The sequence below is a fragment of the Bartonella sp. AC70YNML genome (assembly GCF_042196545.1).
Taxonomy (GTDB): Bacteria; Pseudomonadota; Alphaproteobacteria; order Rhizobiales; family Rhizobiaceae; genus Bartonella.
The window spans coordinates 141124-162777 of the sequence record NZ_JBHIQK010000003.1; the positions used below are offsets into that span (position 1 = coordinate 141124).

23 protein-coding genes and 2 pseudogenes are annotated in these 21654 nt (G+C 39.3%); 5 read left to right on the forward strand and 20 right to left on the reverse strand.

Annotated elements, in window-relative coordinates:
* Positions 1-481: 481 nt before the first annotated feature.
* From virB11 to ACFIMU_RS04100, 15 genes and pseudogenes are all read right to left on the reverse strand, one after another.
* Positions 482-1534: a P-type DNA transfer ATPase VirB11 gene (virB11, locus tag ACFIMU_RS04030; protein WP_375606526.1), complete on the reverse strand. Its 1053-nt coding sequence runs from the start codon at positions 1532-1534 to the stop codon at positions 482-484.
* Positions 1535-1555: 21 nt separating this feature from the next.
* Entirely contained in the window at positions 1556-2743 is a 1188-nt protein-coding gene (gene virB10, locus ACFIMU_RS04035; protein ID WP_375696836.1) for a type IV secretion system protein VirB10, read from the reverse strand.
* 27 nt (positions 2744-2770) lie between these two features.
* Positions 2771-3031 (reverse strand): annotated as a pseudogene (locus ACFIMU_RS04040) (TrbG/VirB9 family P-type conjugative transfer protein); the annotation flags it as partial.
* Between the two features lie 75 nt (positions 3032-3106).
* On the reverse strand, positions 3107-3961 hold the full coding sequence (virB9, locus tag ACFIMU_RS04045; protein ID WP_375696837.1) for a P-type conjugative transfer protein VirB9: 855 nt from the start codon (positions 3959-3961) through the stop codon (positions 3107-3109).
* A gap of 2 nt (positions 3962-3963) precedes the next feature.
* Positions 3964-4635, reverse strand: a complete 672-nt coding sequence (locus ACFIMU_RS04050) for a virB8 family protein (protein WP_375606522.1) — start codon at positions 4633-4635, stop codon at positions 3964-3966.
* Positions 4632-4919, reverse strand: a complete 288-nt coding sequence (locus ACFIMU_RS04055) for a type IV secretion protein VblB7 (RefSeq protein WP_375696838.1) — start codon at positions 4917-4919, stop codon at positions 4632-4634. The genes ACFIMU_RS04050 and ACFIMU_RS04055 overlap by 4 nt, the downstream gene beginning before the upstream one ends.
* Positions 4920-4925: 6 nt before the next feature.
* Positions 4926-5822 (reverse strand): type IV secretion system protein, encoded by an 897-nt coding sequence (locus ACFIMU_RS04060; RefSeq protein WP_375696839.1) that lies wholly within the window; start codon positions 5820-5822, stop codon positions 4926-4928.
* Between the two features lie 46 nt (positions 5823-5868).
* Positions 5869-6285 carry an EexN family lipoprotein gene (locus ACFIMU_RS04065; RefSeq protein WP_375696840.1) on the reverse strand — a complete coding sequence of 139 codons (417 nt, stop codon included), beginning with the start codon at positions 6283-6285 and terminating at the stop codon, positions 5869-5871.
* 97 nt (positions 6286-6382) lie between these two features.
* Complete coding sequence (locus tag ACFIMU_RS04070) at positions 6383-6550, reverse strand: hypothetical protein (protein ID WP_375696841.1); 168 nt, start codon at positions 6548-6550, stop codon at positions 6383-6385.
* Positions 6551-6576: 26 nt separating this feature from the next.
* Positions 6577-6996: an EexN family lipoprotein gene (locus ACFIMU_RS04075; protein ID WP_375696842.1), complete on the reverse strand. Its 420-nt coding sequence runs from the start codon at positions 6994-6996 to the stop codon at positions 6577-6579.
* A 2-nt stretch (positions 6997-6998) separates the two neighbouring features.
* Positions 6999-7304, reverse strand: coding sequence for an EexN family lipoprotein (locus tag ACFIMU_RS04080; protein WP_375606514.1), 306 nt, complete (start codon positions 7302-7304; stop codon positions 6999-7001).
* Positions 7305-7328: 24 nt separating this feature from the next.
* Positions 7329-8072, reverse strand: coding sequence for a type IV secretion system protein (locus tag ACFIMU_RS04085; protein ID WP_375696843.1), 744 nt, complete (start codon positions 8070-8072; stop codon positions 7329-7331).
* On the reverse strand, positions 8069-10429 hold the full coding sequence (locus tag ACFIMU_RS04090; protein ID WP_375614488.1) for a VirB4 family type IV secretion/conjugal transfer ATPase: 2361 nt from the start codon (positions 10427-10429) through the stop codon (positions 8069-8071). Before ACFIMU_RS04090 ends, ACFIMU_RS04085 begins: the two co-directional genes overlap by 4 nt.
* Positions 10429-10752, reverse strand: coding sequence for a type IV secretion system protein VirB3 (locus tag ACFIMU_RS04095; protein WP_375696844.1), 324 nt, complete (start codon positions 10750-10752; stop codon positions 10429-10431). Before ACFIMU_RS04095 ends, ACFIMU_RS04090 begins: the two co-directional genes overlap by 1 nt.
* A gap of 18 nt (positions 10753-10770) precedes the next feature.
* A complete protein-coding gene (locus tag ACFIMU_RS04100) occupies positions 10771-11121 on the reverse strand; it encodes a TrbC/VirB2 family protein (protein WP_375615046.1) in 351 nt (116 codons plus the stop codon).
* Between the two features lie 159 nt (positions 11122-11280).
* Here ACFIMU_RS04100 and ACFIMU_RS04105 point away from each other — a divergent pair, with 159 nt between their 5' ends.
* Positions 11281-12027, forward strand: coding sequence for a nuclease (locus ACFIMU_RS04105; RefSeq protein ID WP_375615047.1), 747 nt, complete (start codon positions 11281-11283; stop codon positions 12025-12027).
* Between the two features lie 579 nt (positions 12028-12606).
* Here ACFIMU_RS04105 and ACFIMU_RS04110 read toward each other — a convergent pair.
* Positions 12607-13050, reverse strand: coding sequence for a hypothetical protein (locus tag ACFIMU_RS04110; protein ID WP_375610244.1), 444 nt, complete (start codon positions 13048-13050; stop codon positions 12607-12609).
* A gap of 3 nt (positions 13051-13053) precedes the next feature.
* A complete protein-coding gene (locus tag ACFIMU_RS04115) occupies positions 13054-13380 on the reverse strand; it encodes a YqjD family protein (RefSeq protein ID WP_375606507.1) in 327 nt (108 codons plus the stop codon).
* Positions 13381-14397: 1017 nt separating this feature from the next.
* Here ACFIMU_RS04115 and ACFIMU_RS04120 point away from each other — a divergent pair.
* Both ACFIMU_RS04120 and ACFIMU_RS04125 read left to right on the forward strand, forming a co-directional pair.
* On the forward strand, positions 14398-15300 hold the full coding sequence (locus ACFIMU_RS04120; protein ID WP_375615048.1) for a MotA/TolQ/ExbB proton channel family protein: 903 nt from the start codon (positions 14398-14400) through the stop codon (positions 15298-15300).
* The gene (locus ACFIMU_RS04125; RefSeq protein ID WP_375615049.1) at positions 15297-15875 is read left to right on the forward strand and encodes a biopolymer transporter ExbD; all 579 of its coding nucleotides are present in this window, start codon (positions 15297-15299) and stop codon (positions 15873-15875) included. Before ACFIMU_RS04120 ends, ACFIMU_RS04125 begins: the two co-directional genes overlap by 4 nt.
* Positions 15876-16715: 840 nt before the next feature.
* On the opposite strand, the gene dut is transcribed toward ACFIMU_RS04125, so the two are convergent.
* The 3 genes and pseudogenes from dut to ACFIMU_RS04140 all read right to left on the reverse strand — a co-directional run bounded on the left by dut (position 16716) and on the right by ACFIMU_RS04140 (position 18707).
* The gene (gene dut / locus ACFIMU_RS04130) at positions 16716-17252 is read right to left on the reverse strand and encodes a dUTP diphosphatase (protein WP_375696845.1); all 537 of its coding nucleotides are present in this window, start codon (positions 17250-17252) and stop codon (positions 16716-16718) included.
* A gap of 446 nt (positions 17253-17698) precedes the next feature.
* Positions 17699-17818, reverse strand: a pseudogene (locus ACFIMU_RS04135) (integrase); the annotation flags it as partial.
* A 79-nt stretch (positions 17819-17897) separates the two neighbouring features.
* Positions 17898-18707, reverse strand: a complete 810-nt coding sequence (locus ACFIMU_RS04140; RefSeq protein WP_375610240.1) for a VIT1/CCC1 transporter family protein — start codon at positions 18705-18707, stop codon at positions 17898-17900.
* Positions 18708-20052: 1345 nt separating this feature from the next.
* On the opposite strand from ACFIMU_RS04140, the gene ACFIMU_RS04145 reads away from it, so the two are divergent.
* Together ACFIMU_RS04145 and ACFIMU_RS04150 are read left to right on the forward strand one after the other, a co-directional pair.
* Positions 20053-20697: a hypothetical protein gene (locus tag ACFIMU_RS04145; protein ID WP_375687644.1), complete on the forward strand. Its 645-nt coding sequence runs from the start codon at positions 20053-20055 to the stop codon at positions 20695-20697.
* Positions 20698-20990: 293 nt separating this feature from the next.
* Positions 20991-21191 (forward strand): hypothetical protein, encoded by a 201-nt coding sequence (locus ACFIMU_RS04150; protein ID WP_375615054.1) that lies wholly within the window; start codon positions 20991-20993, stop codon positions 21189-21191.
* The last annotated feature ends 463 nt before the right edge of the window (positions 21192-21654 follow it).

Here is a 21654-nt window from a genome sequence, read left to right on the forward strand (position 1 = left end):
CCTTGGCATTAGAGAGGGTTCATAAGAGCCATTTTTAATTCTTTCTTGTACGGTTTTTTCACATGGACTATCCGCTTGTAGTGTGCAAGCAAGTGATTTTGATTGTTTCAAGATACACAGGTTTGAAATGAGAGAACTGTACGATATTCAGGGTTCTAATTCAAGTTGAATAACGCTAAATTATCTATATAAATCAATACTTTGTTCTTATGCTAAAGGTGAAGCGGAGGTCATAAATTTGGTAGCCATATCCTTGCAAACATTGATGTCAAAAAAATCAGAAAAAATATAGGGTTATAGATATCATTTTCGGCATGTTTTGGTTTTTCTGTAAGGCGCATTCGTGATTGGAAACAGGGACGATATTCTATAGATACTTTTTCTCGTTTGTTACTTTCAATCATTGAAAATGAACCTGAAGCGATCAATTGTGCTCTTAAAAAATCTCTATTGGCATAAGAGGGGGAGGGTATCGTTTTTTTTAAAAAGCATCACGGCGCTTGAAAGGGTCGTAATAAATTTCTGTTACACGAAATTTTCCTTCCAAACGTTTACATTGGATGATGACATCTATCATCGAGATTAATAAGCCGCGGATATCGTCGCGTGCTAAATTACCACCCCCGTCACTTTCTTTGACTAAAAGGGTCATTTGTTCAAAGGCGGCGAGTGCTGTTGAGGCATGAACGGTGGTGATAGAACCTGGGTGACCGGAATTGACATTACGGATATAGTAAAAGGCTGTACCATCACGCAGCTCTTGCAAAAGAATTCTGTCGGGGCGCATACGCAATCCAGATTCAAGCAGTTCTTTTGCTCCAGCTTTTGCTAAGCCTTGATTATCTTTTGAATAAAAGAGCTGCACTTTGTTTGTGTGTGGAACGACAAGCTCGGGCGTGTCTTCTATGGTGAGAATGCGTTCATATTCAGGGATTTTTGCAATTAAAGCTTTGGAGAGGGTTGTTTTACCAGAACCGGTTTTTCCAGAGATTAAGATATTTTGTTGTGTAACAACAGCGCGTTCTAAAAATGTACAAAAGTCTTTGGCGATAAAGAGATCTGTTAGCTCTTTTTCTGTATCAGAGAGTTCACTTGCCCGTTTTGTCATTTGTTCAAGGGGGGTAAAACTGACGTTTCTGGTGACAGAAAATAGCTGGTTTTCGTGTAGACTTTCAAGAGAAAAAGTGCGTGATGAAGGTTTACGAATTGTCATGCTCATGGTGTTGGGGGCAACAGCAGGGGGCATGACAATTTGTATGCGTTCGTTATTGGGCAGTGTTGCGGAAAGAACGGGATTTTCTACACTAATTTTTTGTGTTGTGTAGGCAGCAACAACTTTCGCAATCCCTTCTAGTTCGCTGTAGGTTAGCTCTTTTAAGATGTGGGTTTGCCAACCATTTGGACCCTCAACAATCACTTCGCCTGGGCGATTGACAACAATCTCAAATAAATTCTCATCATTGAGGAAGTCATCTAAGATTTTTAATTTTGTTAAAACGATAGAGGCTCGTTCTATGTTTTTTGCTGTTGGCATAATATACTCTGAACGTGAGAATTAAAAAAAGGAATAGCCTGGCGTAGAACGCGAGAAAGCGTTTCTCTTTTTTCCTGTGATGGTTAATTTATAAACAGAGGAAAAATCGAGATCTTTTGCTACGAAAATGTTGACCAGTTCGCCTTGAAATTTTTCTAAGGTAGGAGGGATATTGATTTGATTTTCAAGGGCAATACTGGCGGCTTCTTTTCCAGTGTTGTTTGCGCCTTCAAAACCGCCGCCTCCAGAGTTGTTTGAACCTCCTTTATTGGAATTGCCTACTATTTTATTTGTTAAAACTGTTGTGGCACCATCAATAACGGTCAACAAAAGGGAAGAGCCAAAGCGTTCCCACCAATGGGTGTTGATGTTGCCATCAAAACCAGCTCTTCCTAAACTGTCTGTTGCGGGTGAGGCAAGGTCGATGATGACACCGGTTGGAGTTTTTGCTCTTGTCCAGAGAACAAAGAGGCGGGATTGACCTTGTTTTATCCCTCCGCGGTATTCGCCAATCACTTGGGTTCCTTTATCAAGTAAAACAACGCGACCATTGTCGGAGAGGATATCACGGTTAATAATGCAGCTTGCAAAGCCTGGTTGCTCACTGTTTAATGCCGTTTCTAAGATACAGGGAATAGAGGTTCCCATGGCGATGATAAAGTTTCTATTGCCGATGAGTTTTGCTTTTGCTTTTGCTTCTTCTGTTTTGGTAGGCTTTAGTAGGGTCGCAAAATTTTGTGTGTCTTGAAGGGCAGAGGAATTTTTCATATTGGCGAGATTTTCAAGGGTATTGAATTTTTCAAAGGGATTGAGAGTCGTGTTGACAATGTCTTTTAATTGAGACCTAGAGCCTTTGGCAAAAGCAAGAACGGGGGCGCGTCTTGCGGCATCAAGTAAGGGATCATCTTTTTTCGGTTCTTCTGCAAGTGGTTGTGGGGGTGGTAAGGTTATTGGCGCTATGTTTGCACGCGGGTCAGAGGGGGCGAGCTCTAAAGGGGCGAGGGAATTGTGAAAGCTTTGTTCTTGTTTTTTATGAGCTTTTGCGGTGTCTTTTTGTTCTGTGGGGGTGGATAAGATGTTCCAGAGGACATAGCCGCAGATTCCTATACAAGCTATTGCGACAACTATTTTTTTGCCGGCGGTTTTGGCGCTATTGTTTTTGCCATCTCCAATAGATCCTCGATCTTCGATGATTGATTTATCACTCATGTGTTGTCCCCTTCAATTCCCGCTTATTTAAAGATCTGATGCAATTTTACGCTCAACAGCTGGTGAGGTGGTTCCGGTTCCTGGATTAACGCCTTTGGGTTGATAGGCTTCGTTAAAGACGCATAGGATATTTTTTCCCTGTCTTAGGGTGAAGCGTGCACTAATGGCATGGTCAGTTACCCTGTTGCCTCTTGTGGTTTTGGGAACTAGTGATTCTGTACCGTCATTGTTTACAATATAAATGGCAGGGATTTCTTGGTTGTCGGGAAAAGACAATGTTGTTGTTCTGCTATCCCTAATAGTGTCTCGATCTTCGATGATTGATTTATCACTCATGTGTTGTCCCCTTTAATTCCCGCTTATTTAAAGATCTGATGCAATTTTACGTTCAACAGCTGGTGAGGTGGTTCCGGTTCCTGGATTAACGCCTTTGGGTTGATAGGCTTCATTAAAGACGCATAGGACATTTTTTCCCTGTCTTAGGGTGAAGCGTGCGCTAATGGCATGGACAATCACCATGTTGCCTCTTGTGGTTTTGGGAACCAGCGATTCTGTACCATCATTGTTGACAATGTAAATGGCAGGGATTTCTTGGTTGTCGGGAAATGTAAATGTTGTTGTTTTGCCATTGTCATAAACAGAGGAGGGTTCAAGAGTGATAGAGCCTTGAGCGGTGTAAGCCCAATTGCGTGGTCCATAGGTTTCAGAAGCGTTGAAGATACCATCAATCTGTTGGGATTGTTTTTTTTCTTGTCGCATAAGGGCTGCAAGTCTTCTTTGTTCTGCTTCCTCTTGTGGGTAGCGGAATTTCACAAGGAAATATGTTTCTTGTCCAGAGGAAATTTCTCCATCTTTAATGATGAGTTCAAATTGATAAGAGCGCTTTGAGCCATCAAGCTTTGTGGTGACGACTTGGAGATTGGTAATGGGTTGGACTTCTCGCGCTTTGAGGAAAAGAATATTGCCAGCGGGTGCAACTTCCCATGCAACGCTGTTGCCAATCGCTACATGAGCAATTTCTTCATTGGCAGAAAATTCTATTTGTACGGATGAGCGTATGGAGCCAATAATTTTTGTGACATTATAAGCATCATAATTAATAAAGCGAATGCGGCTATCGCTTGGCGCGCGGGTGGGAAAAACACTGGCATGGCTTATATTCATCAAAGAAAAGGCAACAGCCATGTTGAGAATGAGAAAAAGAAATTTTTTTTTCATGATCAGTTGACCACTTCCGGATCGGTTCTATATTCATTAACAATAAACCCTAGAGGATTTATTAAACGGTTTTGGACAGAGATAGGGGCATTGATATATTCAAAGGTAAGTGTTGAGACCCAGTGTGTGATAAATTCTTTGTTGTTCTCGTTATCACGGACGGTTTTGTAATAGCGTACCTGTGCGACATCATCATTGATAAAGGAGATTGATTTTATTGTTATTGTAACGGCGGCATGTTTATAGAGAATTTGAGGGCTTTGGGGGTTTCTTGCTCCATACCAGCTGGCGAATCTTTGCTGTTCTTCAGAAGAAGAAAGAAGAGAGACGGTTTGGAAATTATGTTGTGTTTCTTCTGTGGTGAAACCTTCACGGCAGCGGACGTATTTTGCGGCGAAGTAGCGTGTGATGGCTTCGTCGACGTTTGTTGGACCTTCTTTTAAGGCTTCTACGACTTCAACAATGCCGGTTGAATTGTCGACGCGAATGACAAAGGGTTCCACGGTTTTAAGGGGCGTGAGGGTGATGACCGCGAGAGAAGACATTATTGCAACAGCAACCGCGATGCCGGCAATGGTAAGGGAGACGCGGGTGGTGCGGCGTGAGGCGAGCATGCGGTCTTGATCAAACGAGCGCGCTTCGGCAATATATTGTTCTACGTCTTTTTCTTTCATGCCTTTTTTCCGCAATCTTTGTAGGATTTTATTTCTTCATCCGTTAATTTTTGTGCCAGAAGCATTTCCAGCTTCCCCTCTTTCACGGATGGGGTGGTGTTGTTACTGATGATGATGGGCGTGGGCGTGGGATTTTTCCCTTCCCAATTCCACATCGATTTGTTGAGCGGTCGCTTAGAATATCCATCACATTTTGGCAGCGACTTCAGCGTGTTTGGTGAAGACATACAGCCACTGAGAAAGAGAAATGGTAAGATTACCCCAATTTTTTTAAATTCCCGCATTTGAACTTAGACCTTTGCTAATTGTGCTATTAGTGATGCTAATTTTTTTGCACCGTTCGTTATCGTTTTAGCTCCTCCTGAGCCTGTAAGGGATGCACCCCCAGAGGCTAAAGCGGAAGCCATGCTAGGTAAATTGAAGAAAAGAAAAATACCACCAATGCCAACCACGAAGAATTCGCCGTAGGCTAACACGAAATCTTTAATGTCTTTTGAAAAGACATTCATTGCAAGTTCGATATACATACTACCAAGCAAGATGACTAATACCTGTAAAATGATGAAGTTTGCAACTTGTCCTAACCATGCCTCTGTAAAACGCCTTGTTGATGAAAACATATAGAGGCTTATGAAGAGCGGTCCTACTGATATGACAAGAAACAAACCAAGCTTAGCAAACAGTGTGACGATAAAACCAATTAGGCAAAAAATCATAGCAATTGTGTAACACAATGAAGCATAAAACCATGAAACAAGATATGCCCCCAGTGCAAGCCATGATGCAGATTTTGTTGAATTTAAAATATGTGAACAAGCTTTATTTATCAGATCATCCCATACATTTTTATCTGAGTGTATTGTACCTTGTGTGGCATGTGCAATGGCATTCGGCAGAGCCTCAAAAAATATATTACCGACCCACTCATTATAAAGAGCAGTATTTGTGGCGAGTGAAACAATGATGCCAAGTTTGAAAGCTGTCGTTATAAATTCCCATAAGGGCATAGAAGAACGCCCTGAGATGATATTGTACCCTATAAATATAATGTAGATTGTACAAGATGCTTTAAGCGGAGTACTTAAACCTGTTGAGAGATGTTCAACGGAATCATTCATTATTTTCATTATAGGTTTCGTTAACATATTTTCTACCATGGTAAAGTAAGCTACTTCTTCGAATGTCATTGCACGTCCATTCTATCTAATTTTTGCAAATATGATTATTTCTGATTCAATTATTATTTTGGTTTTGTTTAGCGCGCTCTTCTGCTTCTCTTTCGGCTTGTTCTTTTGCTTTTTCTTCAGCCTTTCTTTTTTCCATTTCAGCTTTTAGTTTTTTTATTTCAGCTTGCCTTGCTTGATGTTGAGCTTCCATTGCGGCGTCAAATCTTTCCATCGCTTTACGGTTTTCTTCTTCGCGTTCACGTGCTCTTTCTTCAGCTTTTGCTTCATATTCCTTTTCAAGTTCAAGTTGTGCTAATCTTAGGTTTTCACAATTTTTTGCAGTTCCTGCGAATCCACATTTAGCATTCCACTCTTCCATCAATTTTTTATCTTTTTTAAATTCTGCGACGCTATAGGTTTTTTCACATCCAGCAGTGATGAGCCCTGTGCAAAGTAGCAATGTTGTTATGAGAACTTTATTCATAGATATTTCCCCTTTTTCCTTTCAGTTTTTAAAGTTTGAGCACAATCTTTAAATTATGCTTGTGTTATCGGTTGTTTTACAACCAGTGATGATAAATCTAGGGCACAGACATAATTTTGCCATAAATATAGAGTGCACGAAGCTTTTTAAGTTGAGCAGCTAAAGCGCAATAGTGATGTGTAATGGCGCTATCCATTGTCTCTGTAATTGGCTTCATTAACATATCATCTATATCAGTAAATACGCCTTTCGTTATTATTGCCATTTAGATGCTCCGCTCTTCATTATGTCTTAATGGTTATTTTGTTGTTCTTTTGCTGCGCGCTCTTTTGCTTCTCTTTCGGCTTGTTCTTTTGCTTTTTCTTCAGCTTTCCATTTTTCTAGTTCAGCTTCTTTTTTTGCTATTTCGGCTTGCCTTCTTTCATGTTCAGCTCGCATTTCGGCTTCAAATTCTTCCTGCGCTTTACGCATGTTTTCGTTGTGTTCCCTAATTCTCTCTTCAGCTTTTGCTTCATATTCCTTTTGAAGTTCAAGTTGTGCTAATCTTAGGTTTTCACAATTTTTTGAAGTTCCTGCAAATCCACATCTAGCATCCCACTCTAAGCGTAATTTTTCATCTTTTTTAAATTCTGCGACGCTGTAGGTTTTTTCACATCCAGCGGTGATGAGCCCTGTGCAAAGCAGTAATGTTGTTATGAGAATTTTATTCATGATTAATGACTGTCCTGTTGTTGTTTTGCTTTAGCGCGCTCTTCTGCTTCTCGTTCGGCTTGTTCTCTTGCTTTTTTTTCAGCTTCCCATTCTTCTTCAGCCTTTTTCCTGCGTTCTGCCGCAAGTTCGTGATCGGCTACTCTTACATTTTCACAATTTTTTGAAGTTCCTGACCATCCACATCTCACAGCCCATTCTTCAAATAATTTTTTATCTTTTTTAAATTCTTCTACGCTGTAGGTTTTTTCACATCCAGCCGTGATGAGCCCTGTGCAAAGTAGCAATGTTGTTATGATGATCTTGTTCATGTTCAAGCCCCTCTTTTTTCTCGTTTATTGACCACGCAGTTTTTTGGCATAATCTGCATATCGCGCTGCAAATTCTTCGTAAGCTCGTTGTTCGGCAGCTTTGTACTCCGCTTGTTGAATCATCGCGGCGGCTTGCATTTGGAGAACTTGTGTTTGGAGTTTTGCTTGTATCGCTGATAATTGTGCTTGAATGCCTTGAATTTTACCCGCATCTTTAGTACTTCCAAGTTCGTCAAGGAGCTTGTTAATGGTTTTTTGTGTTTCACTGGCTTCTTCGTAGACATCTTGGCCTTTTGCCGCTTGTCCTATCGTGTTCTGTTCGGCTTTTTTCACTTCCTGTGCGTAAAAAGCATCTGCTGCCTCTTTTGATCCAGCGCCGCCTGAGGGCTCTTTGTATAAGAGTTCTTCTTGCCATTTTTGCGTGTTTTTGCTGCCACCGCTGCCACCGCTGCCACTGCCCATCGATTGTTGAAAGTGGTTAAAGTCAGAAGGCAGGGCGCCACTGCTCCCTTGCTTGTTAAACATGTCTTTCAATTCAGAGATGTCAGGCTTGACATTTAAGGATTTAGAGAGATCTTGCAATTGTTTAAGCTGACCTTTCAATTGATCAAGCTGTTGTTTGCCTTGTTCGAACTGCTTTAATGCTTGTTTATATTGATCAGCCAATTTTGCAGCAGCTGTGGGATCAAATACCACGATGGCAAAGGCATTTGTTTGAAAGCCAAATGAAGCTGCATAGACGGCTGTTGCCAATAAAAGTTTTTTCATTGTTTTGACCTTTCTTGGAAAATAGGAAGCCATTTTTCTGGAGATTGTCCAACTTCATCCATAATGGTCTCTAAAAGTTCAATGTTCTTGGTGGTGCCACTTAAAATGGCTATTTCATCATCAAAGCCCCGTAAGTTCAGTTCTGCGACAACTGAACTTTGTCCTTGCTTGATGAGAAAACGCCGTGACTCACGGCTTAATTCTGCTTGTATCAGGTTAAATTCTCTGTCCGATAATTTAAAACCTTCTACATAATCCCCATGATTGCCCTTTTGGTTGGGAAAATAAATCTGTGTTGGGCATTGCTCTATAATGGTGTGCGCAATGGTTGAATTAATCGCATCTTTGGGAGATTGTGTTGCAAACAACATCAAACCATTTTGTTTACGAATAGTTTTCAGCCTGTCTTGCGCAAAGGCTTTAAAGGAATCATCCTCTAGCGCTTTCCAAAACTCATCAATGACAATGATAATACGACGCCCATCAATCAAAGACAAAATTCTATGAAAAAGATACATCATTAATGGGGGACGAATTTCATTATTGTCTAAAAAATCCGTCATGTCATAACCAATAAATTTTGCATCAATGCCAATGTCATCATCAGGATTGTCAAAAACCCACCCTAAGGCATTGCCTTTACACCATCTCTCTAAACGACCCGCTATCCCCTCTCTATGCGTGGTGTCAAAAAACATTTGTAAGGCCGATATCGTCCGTTGTTCTTTGGGTAGTAAGGCAAGTTGGTCAACAGCAGCAGAAATATCTTGTCTTTCTGATTCACTGATCTTTTGATCTTCAGAAGAAACAAGCTTGATAATCCATTGCCGTAAAAAAACTCTATCTGCTGGATTGTTATAATCTAAACCCTTAAGCGGCGCTATGCCCGTTGGTTTACCATTCTTCAAAGGCATATAAGTGCCACCACCAGCCCTCACAAAAAGTTCTGCTCCGCGATCTTTATCAAAAAAGACCATATTGGGATCATGCTTTTGAAGTTGTGCTAAAAGAAAATTAACAATAACCGTTTTCCCAGAACCAGAGGGACCACAAACAAACGTATTGCCTAAATCTCCAAAGTGAAAGTTAAAATAAAATGGTGAACCAGCAGAGGTCTTCATTAGTGCGACCGCTGGTCCCCATACATTGCCATCTATTTTCCCAACCGGAAAGGAATGAAATGGAGAAAGCGCTGCATAATTGCGGCTTGTTATCGCACCAGAACGCGTGCGATAAGCATAATTGCCAGGCAATTGTGCCCACCAAGCCGCCGCTAACCCTAAATCTTCCCGCGCAATGACAGCCCCACCATCTGTAAGACGAGAACGCGCTTTGGCAAGATTATCCGCTAACTCTTGCGGCGTATCAGCAAAAACTGCCAATGATAAATGATGCTCCCCTAAAACAAAACGATTGGATTCAAGATCATCAAGCGCATCATCCAGTTCCATAATTTGTGAACCTGCTCGATCTCCCGCATTGACCATTTGATTCTGTTTGCGCCCCATAATCTGTTTGGCAGCATTTTTGCTCTTGAAAACAAAAGATTGGGTGAAAATAAATTCAAAGGGAAGGGTGAGCAAACCATCCGCCATGCCTACCCTGGTTTTTGCTGGATATTCTTTCCAGCCAAACATGCCCGCAAATCTCTGTCCTGACTCAGTGCGTATTTCTATGATCTCTTTCCCGAAAATAAGACGGTCTGAGTAAACAGTCGAAGCTATCGTCCCCCATGTGAGAGGGATACGTTCACGACGACCTCCCACCAATTGGTGGATAAACTCACTTTGCTGCGAATAAATATTGCCTTCATGTTCATAAAGACTCAATCTTCTTGCACCATAGCGCTCTAAATTTTGAATAAGATCTGTGGTAATATCTTCAAGTTTGCGAATGGATTCCGCATCAACTTCTGTCTTGTCTTGCTTGGCTTTGCCTAAACGTTTGAAAAACTCCACTAATTTATCCGTTTGATCAACGTGTGGATTCCACAAAATCGAAAGATAAAGATCATTGCGATAAAGCTCCTGAGAAACCATCCTCTCGCGATATTTATCATCTAATTGCTTGGCAAATGCTGATCTAAAAGTGCCATCCGGATAAATCGTTTCACGCTTTCTGATAATATGGCTATAAAGCGCTATCCGTTCATCCGCAATGTTTTTAAACAGATTGTTGAGCTGTTCGTGAAGCACATTCAGATCAATAATATCCGCTGTCTCAAAGTTAATCCCTTCAAGTTTAATAACGCTCATGAGAGCGCGTGAATCCAGCGCAATGATATGCTTGTTAACATGGCGCACGTAAGGGATAATCGCCTCTGGCTGCTTTTCACGCTTGCGCTCTGTTGTTTTCATTATAATTCCTCATAATTACGAATTAATCGTAATGGAGAAATACTTCCCCCATCCCATAGACTAGAGTTTCTGGCAAAAATAGATGTCTTTTGCCATGTCAGAAGAATACGAAATTTATTATGGTCATGCTTTAGGATTTCCTTGAATATGAAATGCAGCATCACACCAAAGGTTAGAAGAAAAATATTGCCTGCCATAATAAACAACATCATCGTTCCTATCCCATTTAATCCCATAGCTTCCACCGTTACACCTGCAATCATGGCAGGGCGTGTGCAAGCAAGAAATAGCGTATCTTCTGTTAGCTTTTCGTGCTCTTTCATGGCTTTGAAAGGCTAAAGTTAATGGGAAAACATTGATACGATTTGCGATGCACCCATAACAATGCCGATGCCAACACAAACAAAGAAAGCTTTACGCATTTCAACATAACCAGCAATCCAGGCAAGCCCAATACCAGCAACCGCAATGGTGGCAATTGATGTTGCAATTTTTCCTGTTAAAGCTTCAATTATTTTATCAAGAGCAGTTTCAATTTTTCCGAAGCCGCCATCAGCAAATGCTGGTTCACTCAGTATAATGAAGGCAATAAACAGCATCAATGCTGTTGTTAACCATTTCTTTTGTGTATTGGATAAAAGACCTTTTTCTAAGGTTTGTTCACAACTGAACGAATAATTCATGTTTTTCATGAAAATTCCCCCGCTTTATGTTTAAGTTAATCATAAAATTAATAATTAAAATATTAATCGGGAATCATATAAATGAAAAAAATAAATTTTTCTATCTATAAATTAACAATATTTAATCTTTTCTCAGTTAATGAACAATAAAATATAGTAATATTCAAAATGATACTTTCAAAATGTTTTCGATCAGTGCTTAAATATCTTATCTTAACGTCTATTATTATTTTTGCTGTAATCTTTTATTTGAATCAGCATACTGAAAAATTTATGCAATCTTCTTTTTTTAAAGGACCAGAAAAAACAATAGAAACCACTGTTCAAAATCCAAAGTTAAAATTGACCGATTACAAAAACCAACACGATGTAAACCAAAACGATGTGGCTTTGCACCCAGAACCATTCGCATCACAATTTTATGAAGAAAATGTACCGGTCTATTCCGGTGCTATACAGGTAACGAGTGGTGTTACCTTTAAAATGATCACGCTCGTAGATGAGGGATGGAGAAAAAAGATCGTCCGCAATATTCGACTATATGGTGTGGAATCCTGTGAAACACGACAGTTTGCCTCACGCAATGGAATTAAGTGGCCATGTGGTGCTTTCGTCACCGCGTGGCTTGTCTCAAAAACAATTGATAAAAATGTTACGTGTCGCCAAGCACGTGTCATTCAACAGGTTCATTATGCACAATGTTTTGTGGATGGGGTTGATCTTGCACAGTTGGGGCTGACAGAAGGGTTGATGGTTTTGACAAAAGATCAGCATAATTTCCCATCACCCGCAGACTATAAAAACTTACAATCTGCGGCTCAAAAAGCAAAAAGAGGCTTGTGGTCAAGCAAATTTGAAACACCTGAAGATTGGCGAAGAGATCATGGAAGCTATAATCCCATTGACCATTATTGAAAAAGCGTCCTCTTAAGCGCTATTTAATTTTAATGAAGACAATACTTTACTGCGAATCTTATCAGAAAAAAGTTAATTATAATCCACACGGTCCTTGGTGGACAACGCTCGTTATGGAAATTTGTTGGGTTTAAAGCTTGCTTTTTGATAGGTTGCTTACTACAGCACTATGTGGGAGCGTGTTTTTTCCCCTAAACAAAATAGTCATTGTAACAAAAATGAGTGTTCAGTAAAATCTGAACACACGCAAACTACTGATGTGACCTATGGTCATGAAAAAAGGCTTATGAAAAAATAGAGAAAAGGTAAAACTGAAAATACCTTGCCTTCAAAAAGCAACCAATTGCTTCAAATCAAACCAGAACTTTTAATGCAAGCTTTGCCTCATGTTGCCATGTTTATGAAAAATGGGGACATCTGAAAGGGAAGCGGTTCTATGGAATTTTTATTCAAAATGAAGGGGATTTCTTTTCAGGCACTTGAAGAAGCTAAAGAGACTATGAGGAAAAAAATGTGCTTTCTTTTGTTATAAAAGAAAGCACATTGAGGGGGGGATTTAGAGTGACAGTTTTACATATTTTACTCGGAAAAGCGGTCTTTTTTATCTTTTTTCCACAAAAAATAAGTTGCAAGTCCGAGAATGGGAACACTCAATTTGGCAAAAGGGAGATGTTGACTGAGAGCTGCAAGGCTGGAAACAGTTGCATCTGTCATCAGTTTGTGGCGTTGTTCTTCTGTCTTTTTTTGTTGGTCATAGCGTTGATAAGTTTTGAGAACGCGACTGATAATAAGACCTAATCCCGCAAGAGAAAGACAAATTAAAAACATGATACTAGCGGCAGCAAGAGGCTTCATAACAGAACATAACGCAATAAAACCGATGGTACATAAAAAAAGCAAAGACATGAAGAATGAAATGCCAATAAACCCATAAAAAATTGCTTGAAGGCGTACTTGCTTGACTGTGCTTTTAAGCCCTCCACCGACAAGATGGTTTAAAAGAGGAGCGATAAACTTGTGCATTGCTTAACGACGTAGTAATTGAGAAAGAATAAAACCAACCCCTGCGGCAAACAAAACGCTTTTGCCAGGATTTTTGCGAACGCATTGATTCATGGTTTGTTCAAGATCACTGATTTTGTCTTTTGCTTGAGACATCATGTCTTCACCACTTTCTTTCGCTGAGTGATATAGTTTTTCCGCTTTGTCTTTGGCGGCGTTGAATTTGTTTGCACCAAGATCTGTTAGGGTTGAGGTAATCCCTGAAATTTCAGTGCGTAACTTTTCTAATTGTCCTTGTAGGTCTTTTTCTACGGCTGTTTTATCGTGCTGTGTTGTTTTATTATGGGCCATGATATTTTATCCCTCTTGATTCATTATATTTGTATTGATGTGTTCATAGTGATCATTTGCATTGGAGTGAAAATTTTCACTGCTTGAGTAACGCCAAAAGCTTTTTTTGGTTCCTTTCATTTTGTCGAATTTAAAACTGTTTTTGATAAAATAAATCTTTCCTATACGATATGCTTTGTCTGTAAAGGGGGCGTATTTGTTGAGAATTGTCTTATATGCTTTTATGCTTTTGCAGGAATTTAGCACCATTCTTCAGTTTCTCGTGGCGCAGTTTTTTTTATAATAGTTTTTTAAAAAGCGTGTTGAGGTTTATTTTTTAAGCTTGTGACAGGTAAAAAACATCGTTGTTGCGATTTTGCGGCAGAAGTAATGTCATTTTTATGCTTTTGAAGAAGAAAAAGAAAATAATATTGCGGCTTTTTGCTCTCTATGTATTTGGGGGCAACACCCGCTCCCCATGATACTTTTGGTCAGTTTAAGATATTGCGATAGTTCTTTTTTTAAACGTAAGGTATATTTTTATTTTAGGATAGGAGAGGGACTTCAGTGCGCGGGTTGTTAGAGATGTGCATATCCTTTTCTTCAAGAGTTTTATGATATTTTTGCTGCTTGTTTCATGTAAGCAAATATTTTGTTGGCTTTAAAAGAGCTGCTGAAATGAGAAAAGCTTTGCGATATGAGAGATTTATTTAACAGGAACGATGATAAATTATTCTTATAAATTAAAATATTATATGCGATACTTCTTGTAAATTTATCATTTTGCCTAATTTATGCAATAAATTGATTGGGTAAGATAAACTTGTTGAATTGTTAGAGAAAAATTTCTTGAGTAATTTCTTTAGAATTAAGAGAGAGCTTATGAAATAAAACTATACTTGATTTATCAAGTTTTATTTTTTAAGAGAAATACAAAAGTGACGTTAAAAGGGTCGTGGCATTGTGGAACAGTGATGCTATGCGGGGTGACGATCCAGCTCATAAATAAAGATAAGAGCACAAGAATGTGAGATAAAAATGGAATCTGAAACAGTCCCTTTAGATAAAACAGTCCCTTTAGATAATATGTCTTCTGTATTGACAGTGCATGATTTTTCTCCTTTTTCTATGTTTATGGCTGCTGATTGGGTGGTGAAAGCCGTTATCATTATTTTGTTACTTGCTTCACTTATGTCTTGGACAATTGCTTTTGTGAAAATTGTTGAGATCACTTTGGTAAAACGAAGAGTACGTCATGAACTTCAATTGGTTCTAAATGCTCAGACTCTTACGCGTTTGGCAGCTAGCTTGAAAGAAAGTAAAGGAGCTGGTGTGTTTTTTCTCAAAGAAGTTCTTAAAGAGGTGTATCTTTCTGCACAACAGGTTCATTTTTCTGCTCCTGAAGGGATAAACGAAAGCTCTGGTGAAAAAAACAGTACAGGGGAAAGTGCACAAACGATTGAAGATATTCTCTTTTATGAGGAGAGCAATCAATATGAAGATGTTTCCCGCGATGTTCGCGATGCTAAGGCTCGTGATGTTCATGAAGGTTTAAAAGAAAGGGTTCATTCACTTTTGTCACGCTGCTTGCTGGCTGCTACACGCCGTGTTGCATGTGGAAGCGCTGTTCTTGCAACTATTGGCGCAATTGCTCCTTTTGTTGGTCTTTTTGCAACTGTTTGGGGAATTATGAATTCTTTTATTGGGATTGCTCAGTCTCAAACAACGCGACTTGATGTGGTGGCGCCTGGAATTGCTGAAGCCTTATTCGCAACGGCTGTTGGGCTTTTTGTAGCTATTCCCGCCGTTGTTATGTATAATAGCCTTATGCGTGCTTTGAGTGGTTATCGCAGTGATTTAGGCGATATCGCTGCTGCTCTTGAAAGGCTCTTGAGCCGTGAACTTGATAGACAAAGACAACAGAAAAGTCATAAAAAATGAAAGCAAGCCTTAATAATGATTGGGATATAGACGAGAGTGGGTTGCAAAGCGAAATCAATGTGACCCCTTTTATTGATGTTGTATTGGTGTTGCTTATTGTTTTTATGGTTGCAGCGCCTTTGGCAACGTCTGTCATTTCCGTTCAGCTTCCTTCTATAACTCAAGCACCTTCAGTGGTTCAGTCTGATGAACCTCTTTATGTTACGTTGCAAAAAGATCGTTCTCTTTACATTGGTGATCATCTTGTAGAACAAGCAGCTTTGAGAGAAGCTTTGTTGAGGGAAACTACGCAAAATTTAGAGGCAAAAATTTTAATCAAAGCGGATAGCGAAATTGATTATGGTACTGTCATCGATTTACTCAATCAAATACGTATGGCTGGATATAATAAAATTGGTCTTGTAGGATTGCAAAACTCTACCAATCTTGTCTCAAGAGGTGAGATCAATAATAAAACAACAGGGGTAGAGGACGCTGCTGTCGATGGAGCGGGTGGTAACGTTGTAGGACATGTGGATACCGTAACAACGGGCACTGCGGGAAACGCTAATATTCCAGCCGATGTCTCTGATTAGTGATAAAAACAGCCTTTGTTGCGGGAAGAAAAGAATATTATTCAAAGCCATAGAGTGAAATTGATGAGGGTTTTGTCGTGGTTTTGTTAAACCAAATACGTATGGGTTTGATATTACGCAGGGGGTTCATATATTGAATCGGTTTTTTTAGGATTAAACTCTACTCATCTTGCCGCAAAAGGTATAATCAAGAAAACAGCAGAGGCGATAGTTGTGTGTCTTAATAATCTTAAAGCTCTTTTTGCGGCGGTGTTTATAAATGGTATAACGGTCAAGCCTCCTGTAAAATAATAAAAAATCTATCAAACATCACCATCTTTATGCTTAACAAAAGAGTAAGCGAGCACCATTATCGTATTTATATTTTTTTCCCAATGTTGCGACAGTGTTTAGTATAAGTATTCATTGTAGGCATTTTTCCAGTTGTTATCTGCATGCTAGCCACGTTTGGAACGTGAGAAACATGCTTTTGATTGATTTAATATAAATAGGCTTGCCATGAAACAATCTTACAATATTGAGATTTCTTATTTAAGTTGCAAGACAATTCATTATTATTATAAATCAATATGATGTATAGATTGTTGACATTACCAGTGGTGTGTGAACTCTCAATGGTTAGTGCCAATGTTTTTGTTATGGGGGAGGGGTATCGGGTGATAATGAAGTTTTGTATAGCGTACGAGACGTAATTGAGAGATACTTATTTAGAGGTGCGTTTAGTGAAAAAACTTTGAAAGCAAATGCGCATTCCCTCTGCACTTTAAAAGCCCAAAGAATTTCCAGTGAAAGAGTGGTTGGGTAGGTGTTATTTTGAGAGTAGCGATCTTTCAGAGCCTCTTAAGTGTGTCCCGTTGAACCAAAACCTCCTGTTCCACGGCTCTCGTTATGGCTTTGGGTATTTTGCTCTGGTTCAATGGCGCAAACATTGACTTGAATAACCGGTGAGATGACTGTTTGCGCAATGCGCATGCCCCGTTGGATTGAAAAGTCTTCTTGGCCCAAATTGATAAGAAGAACTTTGACTTCACCACGGTAGTCACTATCAATCGTTCCTGGAGTGTTGAGGCATGTGATGCCGTGTTTTAAGGCTAAGCCAGAGCGTGGACGTATTTGTGCTTCAAACCCAAGGGATAAATGAAAAATGAGACCTGTTGGAATAAGGGCACGCTGCCCAGGGCTAAGAACAAGCGTTTCTTCTTCTCCAATGGCGGCGCGTAGATCAAGGCCAGCAGAACCCGCTGTCGCGTAGCAAGGAAGTTCTAAATCTTGTCCATGTGCAAGACGTTCAACGAATAAAGTTACAGGGTGTGAAGGTTGAGAAGAAACAGGATTTTCTTGGTTGTTGAGAGGTGCGTTGGTTTTAGTGTGCGGCATGATCAAGGCATTTCCAAAATATGAGGTCTAGAAGAAAATGATACTTTAACAAAAGATACCCATAAAACAAGTCGATGAAGGTTTGTTTATGGAGGTTGTCCCCAGAGCTTGGTTATCATCTCTTGCTAATCCAGAATACTCTACAGCATTATCCAAAAATACTATCAATAGAATTCCCAAGAATGCTAATATATTGATTAATAATGATAATTCACTATTTTTGTATGTTGAATGAGAGTCCCTAATGGTATAAATTTTTCTCTTTTTTGAAGCAATCAGAACCATGTCGCTTGCGCGTTACACGCCGAGAGAGCCCGTGTGGAGTGAATTTATATGAGATAAGGACTAAAAGTGCTTCTCATGAATCGTCTCAAGGGTCAAAAGCTTTTGTCCGTAATATTCAGGGTTAGCAAAGTGTGTGATGGTGCTGGTATATCTCTTCAACCTATTGCTGGAAAGTTTTGCGTTTTATGGCGTTGTTTGCCTAAAAGAACGCGTGCTTTTGTTGTTGCCTGTAAATCAACATCCAACTCTAAGGCAGCCGTATGTTTGAGACAAAGATTAAGAGTTCTATAAATCAATGTGTTGTCACTAAAAGGAATGACACGTTAGAGATCTAAATCATGGGTTGTGGATAAGATTTTTTTAGATACTACCGATAAGTATACCCGTGGCAAAAACCAAGGCACCTCCAATGATGACCTGTAAAGAAGCGCGCCAAAAGGGAGTTGACATGAATTTGTTCTGAATCCAGACGATGGCGCCTAGTTCGAAAAAAACAATGATAAAAGCAATAATTGTCGCTACATAAAAAGAGTTGATTAAATAGGGAAGCGTATGGCCTAATCCTCCTAATGTGGTCATAATGCCGCTGGCAAGGCCTCTTTTTAATGGCGAACCACGTCCTGATAATTTGCCGTCATCATGGGCTGCTTCTGTGAAACCCATCGAAAGTCCTGCACCAATTGAAGCTGAGAGTCCTATCAAAAAAGTTTGATGCGTGTCTCCCGTGGCAAAAGCTGCGGCAAAAATGGGGGCAAGGGTGGAAACAGAGCCATCCATTAACCCTGCTAGACCTGGTTGAATCCAAGTCAAAAGTGTTTGTCTTTGCGTTTTCGAAGGTTTTTTTATGGTGTGATTTGCCGCTGTTGTTTTTTGGGAGGGATGGCGGCTCTTGTCTTTCACAAGAGAAGTTTTGTCACATAATGAACCGATAGTGTTTGCACGATTATGGCAAGAAAGGCACAAAAGTTGCTTATAATTTTTAAGCTCTTGAAGCCCCATGGCGGTAAAAACCGCGGCTTCCTTAGAGGAATAAGGTTCTAGAGCTTTTGCATATTTTAAATAGAGCGCCGCATGTTGCTCTTTTATTTTGAGCGCTTTAAGTATCACGTTTTGTGCTGAACGAAAGGACAGAGCTTTACGTTGTACAAATGAAAAAAACAATTTCAACATTTTCTGTTCCTGTGCACTTTAGAATAATTCTAAAACATAAGAAAAATAAACCGAAAGTCAATCTAAAAGTTCAAAACTGAAAAATTGCAAAAAGGTTGCAGTAAAAAAATGCTGGGGTGCTATGAAAGTAAAGCTGGCAAATAAATTCAAGTACAGGAAGATTTATTAAGTGGGAGATTTATTAAGTGGGGTCGAGAGGGGGGCGTGAAAGCATTGAGAGAAAATATGCTTTATTATGCTAAAGGGACGTTTTCAATGGAGCATTCTAATGTATTTTGAATATATGGAAATAAGCGGGCACGATCATTCATTTGACGGATTCAAAAGACGATAATAATCTTTGGAATTTGAAATAATTCTTTAAAAGAGACTTTTTTCAAGGGACAAATGCCTATTTCATGAGGGCGTCCGTGAAGAGTATAAAAGAGTAAAACAGTAAAGCCTTCATATAATAATATACACTAAATAATATAAACTCCATTGAGTCTTTCCATCTTTACGCTGCATAAAAGATATTGATTTATAATGATAATCTAGCGTTATTCATATTGAATTAGCCTCCCGAATAACGTGGGATTCTCTCATTTCAAATCTGTTTATCTTGAATCAATCAAAATCACTTGCTTGCACACTACAAGCGGGGTTGGCGTGTGGGTAAAAACTATAGAAGAAAGAACTAAAAATGGCTCTTATGAACCGTCTTAAGAGCCAAGGGCTGTCGCAATATTGGGGGCTGGCAAATAGATAGTGCTGGCTTGTTACTTCATAAAGAGCAAGCCGGCATCGTCATACACCTTAGCTCCCAGTGTTGCGACAGCTTTTAGCTCGGTTCATTATAGGTATGGCATTTTATTGTACAGTTTGACGTCACGCATCCCGCTTGTGGAGGTGTAAGACAGTATTCTTATGATATTTACGCGCATTGAGCGTTGTTACAGCTTTTGCATTTAGAGGTGGATTTGATGTAACGAATTATCTTTTGTGCTGTAATTGCAGGGGCAGGTTTAAGGGTGGGAGTGCATAAATGAAAGAGATATTATCATATCCAATTGTTTGATCACGCATGAAAATTGATACTTTATGAAGGGGCATTTATCGCCTTGTAACTTGCCTGATATCTTGTATGAAAGCCCAAAATTCAGTAAGATTCTCTCACTTTAAAACTTCTTATATTGAAGCAATTCAAATCATTTTCTTGTGTATCACAAGGAGGGGTGTGGGTGCTGTGTTTTATTTAAAGTATGGGATGAGTTGAAATGTGAGAAGTGCATAATCTCTACGCGTTAACAAACGTTTTTGATGTTTTTAAAAAAGAGCGAAATTGTGCAGAAAAAAGGGAGCATATATGGAAAATAGTGATGGTTTGAAATTTTGGCGGCTTTCTGAAAAACTAACAATACTGCAGGCAGCGCTTTTAATAGTTGGATTAAATCCAGGAAAGTATTTGTTTGTCAACAAATTAGAACCAGAAAAAAGTGATATTTACGAAGATAACCTTTCCGTATCATCAGAGAAAACTGCTAATTTCCGTGCAGCCTATCATGCTATCGTTCAAGCGGGAAAAAGCAATCGATTAGAGATAGAATGGTCGTACTATAATTTTTCGGATTTTATAGATGCAGATTCCTCATATGTTCGCGTTGATGATTTAAAAGAATGGCTTTCATCGCGTGGTCTGTACCCTCCATTTTTTTTCCCTGAGGATGATTCTCGTGACGTTAAGGACCAAAAATATGCGTTTCAAGATCCAACGCATCCACGCTATGCCCCAAAGCTTGCTGCTATTGTTGCGGCTTGGGAAGCGGTGAGTGAGGCTGAGGGTGGTAAAACTGTTAAAGGAACGCTTATAAAGTGGCTGCAACAGAATGCTGATCAATATGATTTACGCAATAAGAAAAATGGTAAGTTAAAAGAGGATGTTATTGAGCAGCTTGCAAGTATTGCCAATTGGGAACCTACCGGAGGGGCGCCTAAGACACCTGCCAATTAATTTTATCAAAAGAAAAAAAATAAAAAGATCACTAAAATTGTGCTGCTTTTTTTGATAATTTTGAAGATAATCTCTTTTTCTGGGGGAGATTTTTACTTTTCTTCCCTAGATTATAAGTAATTGTTTTTTAATGAAAATAATTTTTATAGTGTTCCTCTGACTGTTCAGGCGGGGAAAAATAGACATTTTGGGGCAGTAAAATTTACCCTGTAGTTTTCGTAACTTACCTCTCTATTTTTGTTTGATTTTTTTGGGCACTTTTAAAATCCAAATCAACTGAAATGGATTTAAATATGAAAAAAAGAAAGTCTTTTTTTACGGTGCGTGGAAGTGCAAAAAATTCTCAAGTCAATGCACCGATATTGGAGCAGCCTGTTGCCGATGAGGTGGTGCGTAAATCGTTTAGAATAGGTGTATTGTCGTGTTGGTTAAAGTTTGAACTTACCCTTGTTATGGAAAAGGTCAAAGCTGAGCGTCATGTGCGCTCTCCATAAAGAAATCTTGTCATCTATGAGCGAGTGAGGATTTCTCTTGAAAAATTTGCATAATAGTAAAACTAGTTAGCAAAACCTGTTCTATGGCGCAACAAAAAGGATGTCATAAATGATTATCTCATCATCAATATGCTCTAAGAATAACCCTTGCGTGGCGAAAGTCTATGGCGTAGTCGCTATAGATTTTTGCTCCGTGTGTGATGATCAATGCTCTTGTTTATCTCTTGTCAATGCAAGTGCCAATGAAAGTGATGGATGTAGTTTGACACTAGGCTTTATACTCAGTGGGATTAGATGGTAATTTGTTGTTTTTATGTATAAAATTTAGCATTCAATGCGCGTTTTGTCAAAATAGATTTTGACATTTAAAATTGTAAAAAAGAGCTAAAAAGAGTGAAAATCAGAAAAAAGTGCATTTTCATGCTAAAAATGAGAGAAGGCTTTGAGAGGTCTTTGACCCCCC

Coding starts and splice junctions, on each gene's coding strand:
- ACFIMU_RS04105 (WP_375615047.1), top strand. CDS start 11,281: ATGATACTTTCAAAATGTTTTCGATCAGTGCTTAAATATCTTATCTTA.
- dut (WP_375696845.1), bottom strand. CDS start 17,252: ATGCCGCACACTAAAACCAACGCACCTCTCAACAACCAAGAAAATCCT.
- ACFIMU_RS04140 (WP_375610240.1), bottom strand. CDS start 18,707: ATGTTGAAATTGTTTTTTTCATTTGTACAACGTAAAGCTCTGTCCTTT.
- virB11 (WP_375606526.1), bottom strand. CDS start 1,534: ATGCCAACAGCAAAAAACATAGAACGAGCCTCTATCGTTTTAACAAAA.
- virB10 (WP_375696836.1), bottom strand. CDS start 2,743: ATGAGTGATAAATCAATCATCGAAGATCGAGGATCTATTGGAGATGGC.
- ACFIMU_RS04055 (WP_375696838.1), bottom strand. CDS start 4,919: ATGCGGGAATTTAAAAAAATTGGGGTAATCTTACCATTTCTCTTTCTC.
- ACFIMU_RS04050 (WP_375606522.1), bottom strand. CDS start 4,635: ATGAAAGAAAAAGACGTAGAACAATATATTGCCGAAGCGCGCTCGTTT.
- ACFIMU_RS04090 (WP_375614488.1), bottom strand. CDS start 10,429: ATGAAAACAACAGAGCGCAAGCGTGAAAAGCAGCCAGAGGCGATTATC.
- virB9 (WP_375696837.1), bottom strand. CDS start 3,961: ATGAAAAAAAAATTTCTTTTTCTCATTCTCAACATGGCTGTTGCCTTT.
- ACFIMU_RS04100 (WP_375615046.1), bottom strand. CDS start 11,121: ATGAAAAACATGAATTATTCGTTCAGTTGTGAACAAACCTTAGAAAAA.
- ACFIMU_RS04120 (WP_375615048.1), top strand. CDS start 14,398: ATGGAATCTGAAACAGTCCCTTTAGATAAAACAGTCCCTTTAGATAAT.
- ACFIMU_RS04075 (WP_375696842.1), bottom strand. CDS start 6,996: ATGAATAAAATTCTCATAACAACATTACTGCTTTGCACAGGGCTCATC.
- ACFIMU_RS04080 (WP_375606514.1), bottom strand. CDS start 7,304: ATGAACAAGATCATCATAACAACATTGCTACTTTGCACAGGGCTCATC.
- ACFIMU_RS04125 (WP_375615049.1), top strand. CDS start 15,297: ATGAAAGCAAGCCTTAATAATGATTGGGATATAGACGAGAGTGGGTTG.
- ACFIMU_RS04085 (WP_375696843.1), bottom strand. CDS start 8,072: ATGAAAAAACTTTTATTGGCAACAGCCGTCTATGCAGCTTCATTTGGC.
- ACFIMU_RS04110 (WP_375610244.1), bottom strand. CDS start 13,050: ATGCACAAGTTTATCGCTCCTCTTTTAAACCATCTTGTCGGTGGAGGG.
- ACFIMU_RS04070 (WP_375696841.1), bottom strand. CDS start 6,550: ATGGCAATAATAACGAAAGGCGTATTTACTGATATAGATGATATGTTA.
- ACFIMU_RS04095 (WP_375696844.1), bottom strand. CDS start 10,752: ATGAAAGAGCACGAAAAGCTAACAGAAGATACGCTATTTCTTGCTTGC.
- ACFIMU_RS04145 (WP_375687644.1), top strand. CDS start 20,053: ATGGAAAATAGTGATGGTTTGAAATTTTGGCGGCTTTCTGAAAAACTA.
- ACFIMU_RS04115 (WP_375606507.1), bottom strand. CDS start 13,380: ATGGCCCATAATAAAACAACACAGCACGATAAAACAGCCGTAGAAAAA.
- ACFIMU_RS04150 (WP_375615054.1), top strand. CDS start 20,991: ATGAAAAAAAGAAAGTCTTTTTTTACGGTGCGTGGAAGTGCAAAAAAT.
- ACFIMU_RS04060 (WP_375696839.1), bottom strand. CDS start 5,822: ATGACATTCGAAGAAGTAGCTTACTTTACCATGGTAGAAAATATGTTA.
- ACFIMU_RS04065 (WP_375696840.1), bottom strand. CDS start 6,285: ATGAATAAAGTTCTCATAACAACATTGCTACTTTGCACAGGGCTCATC.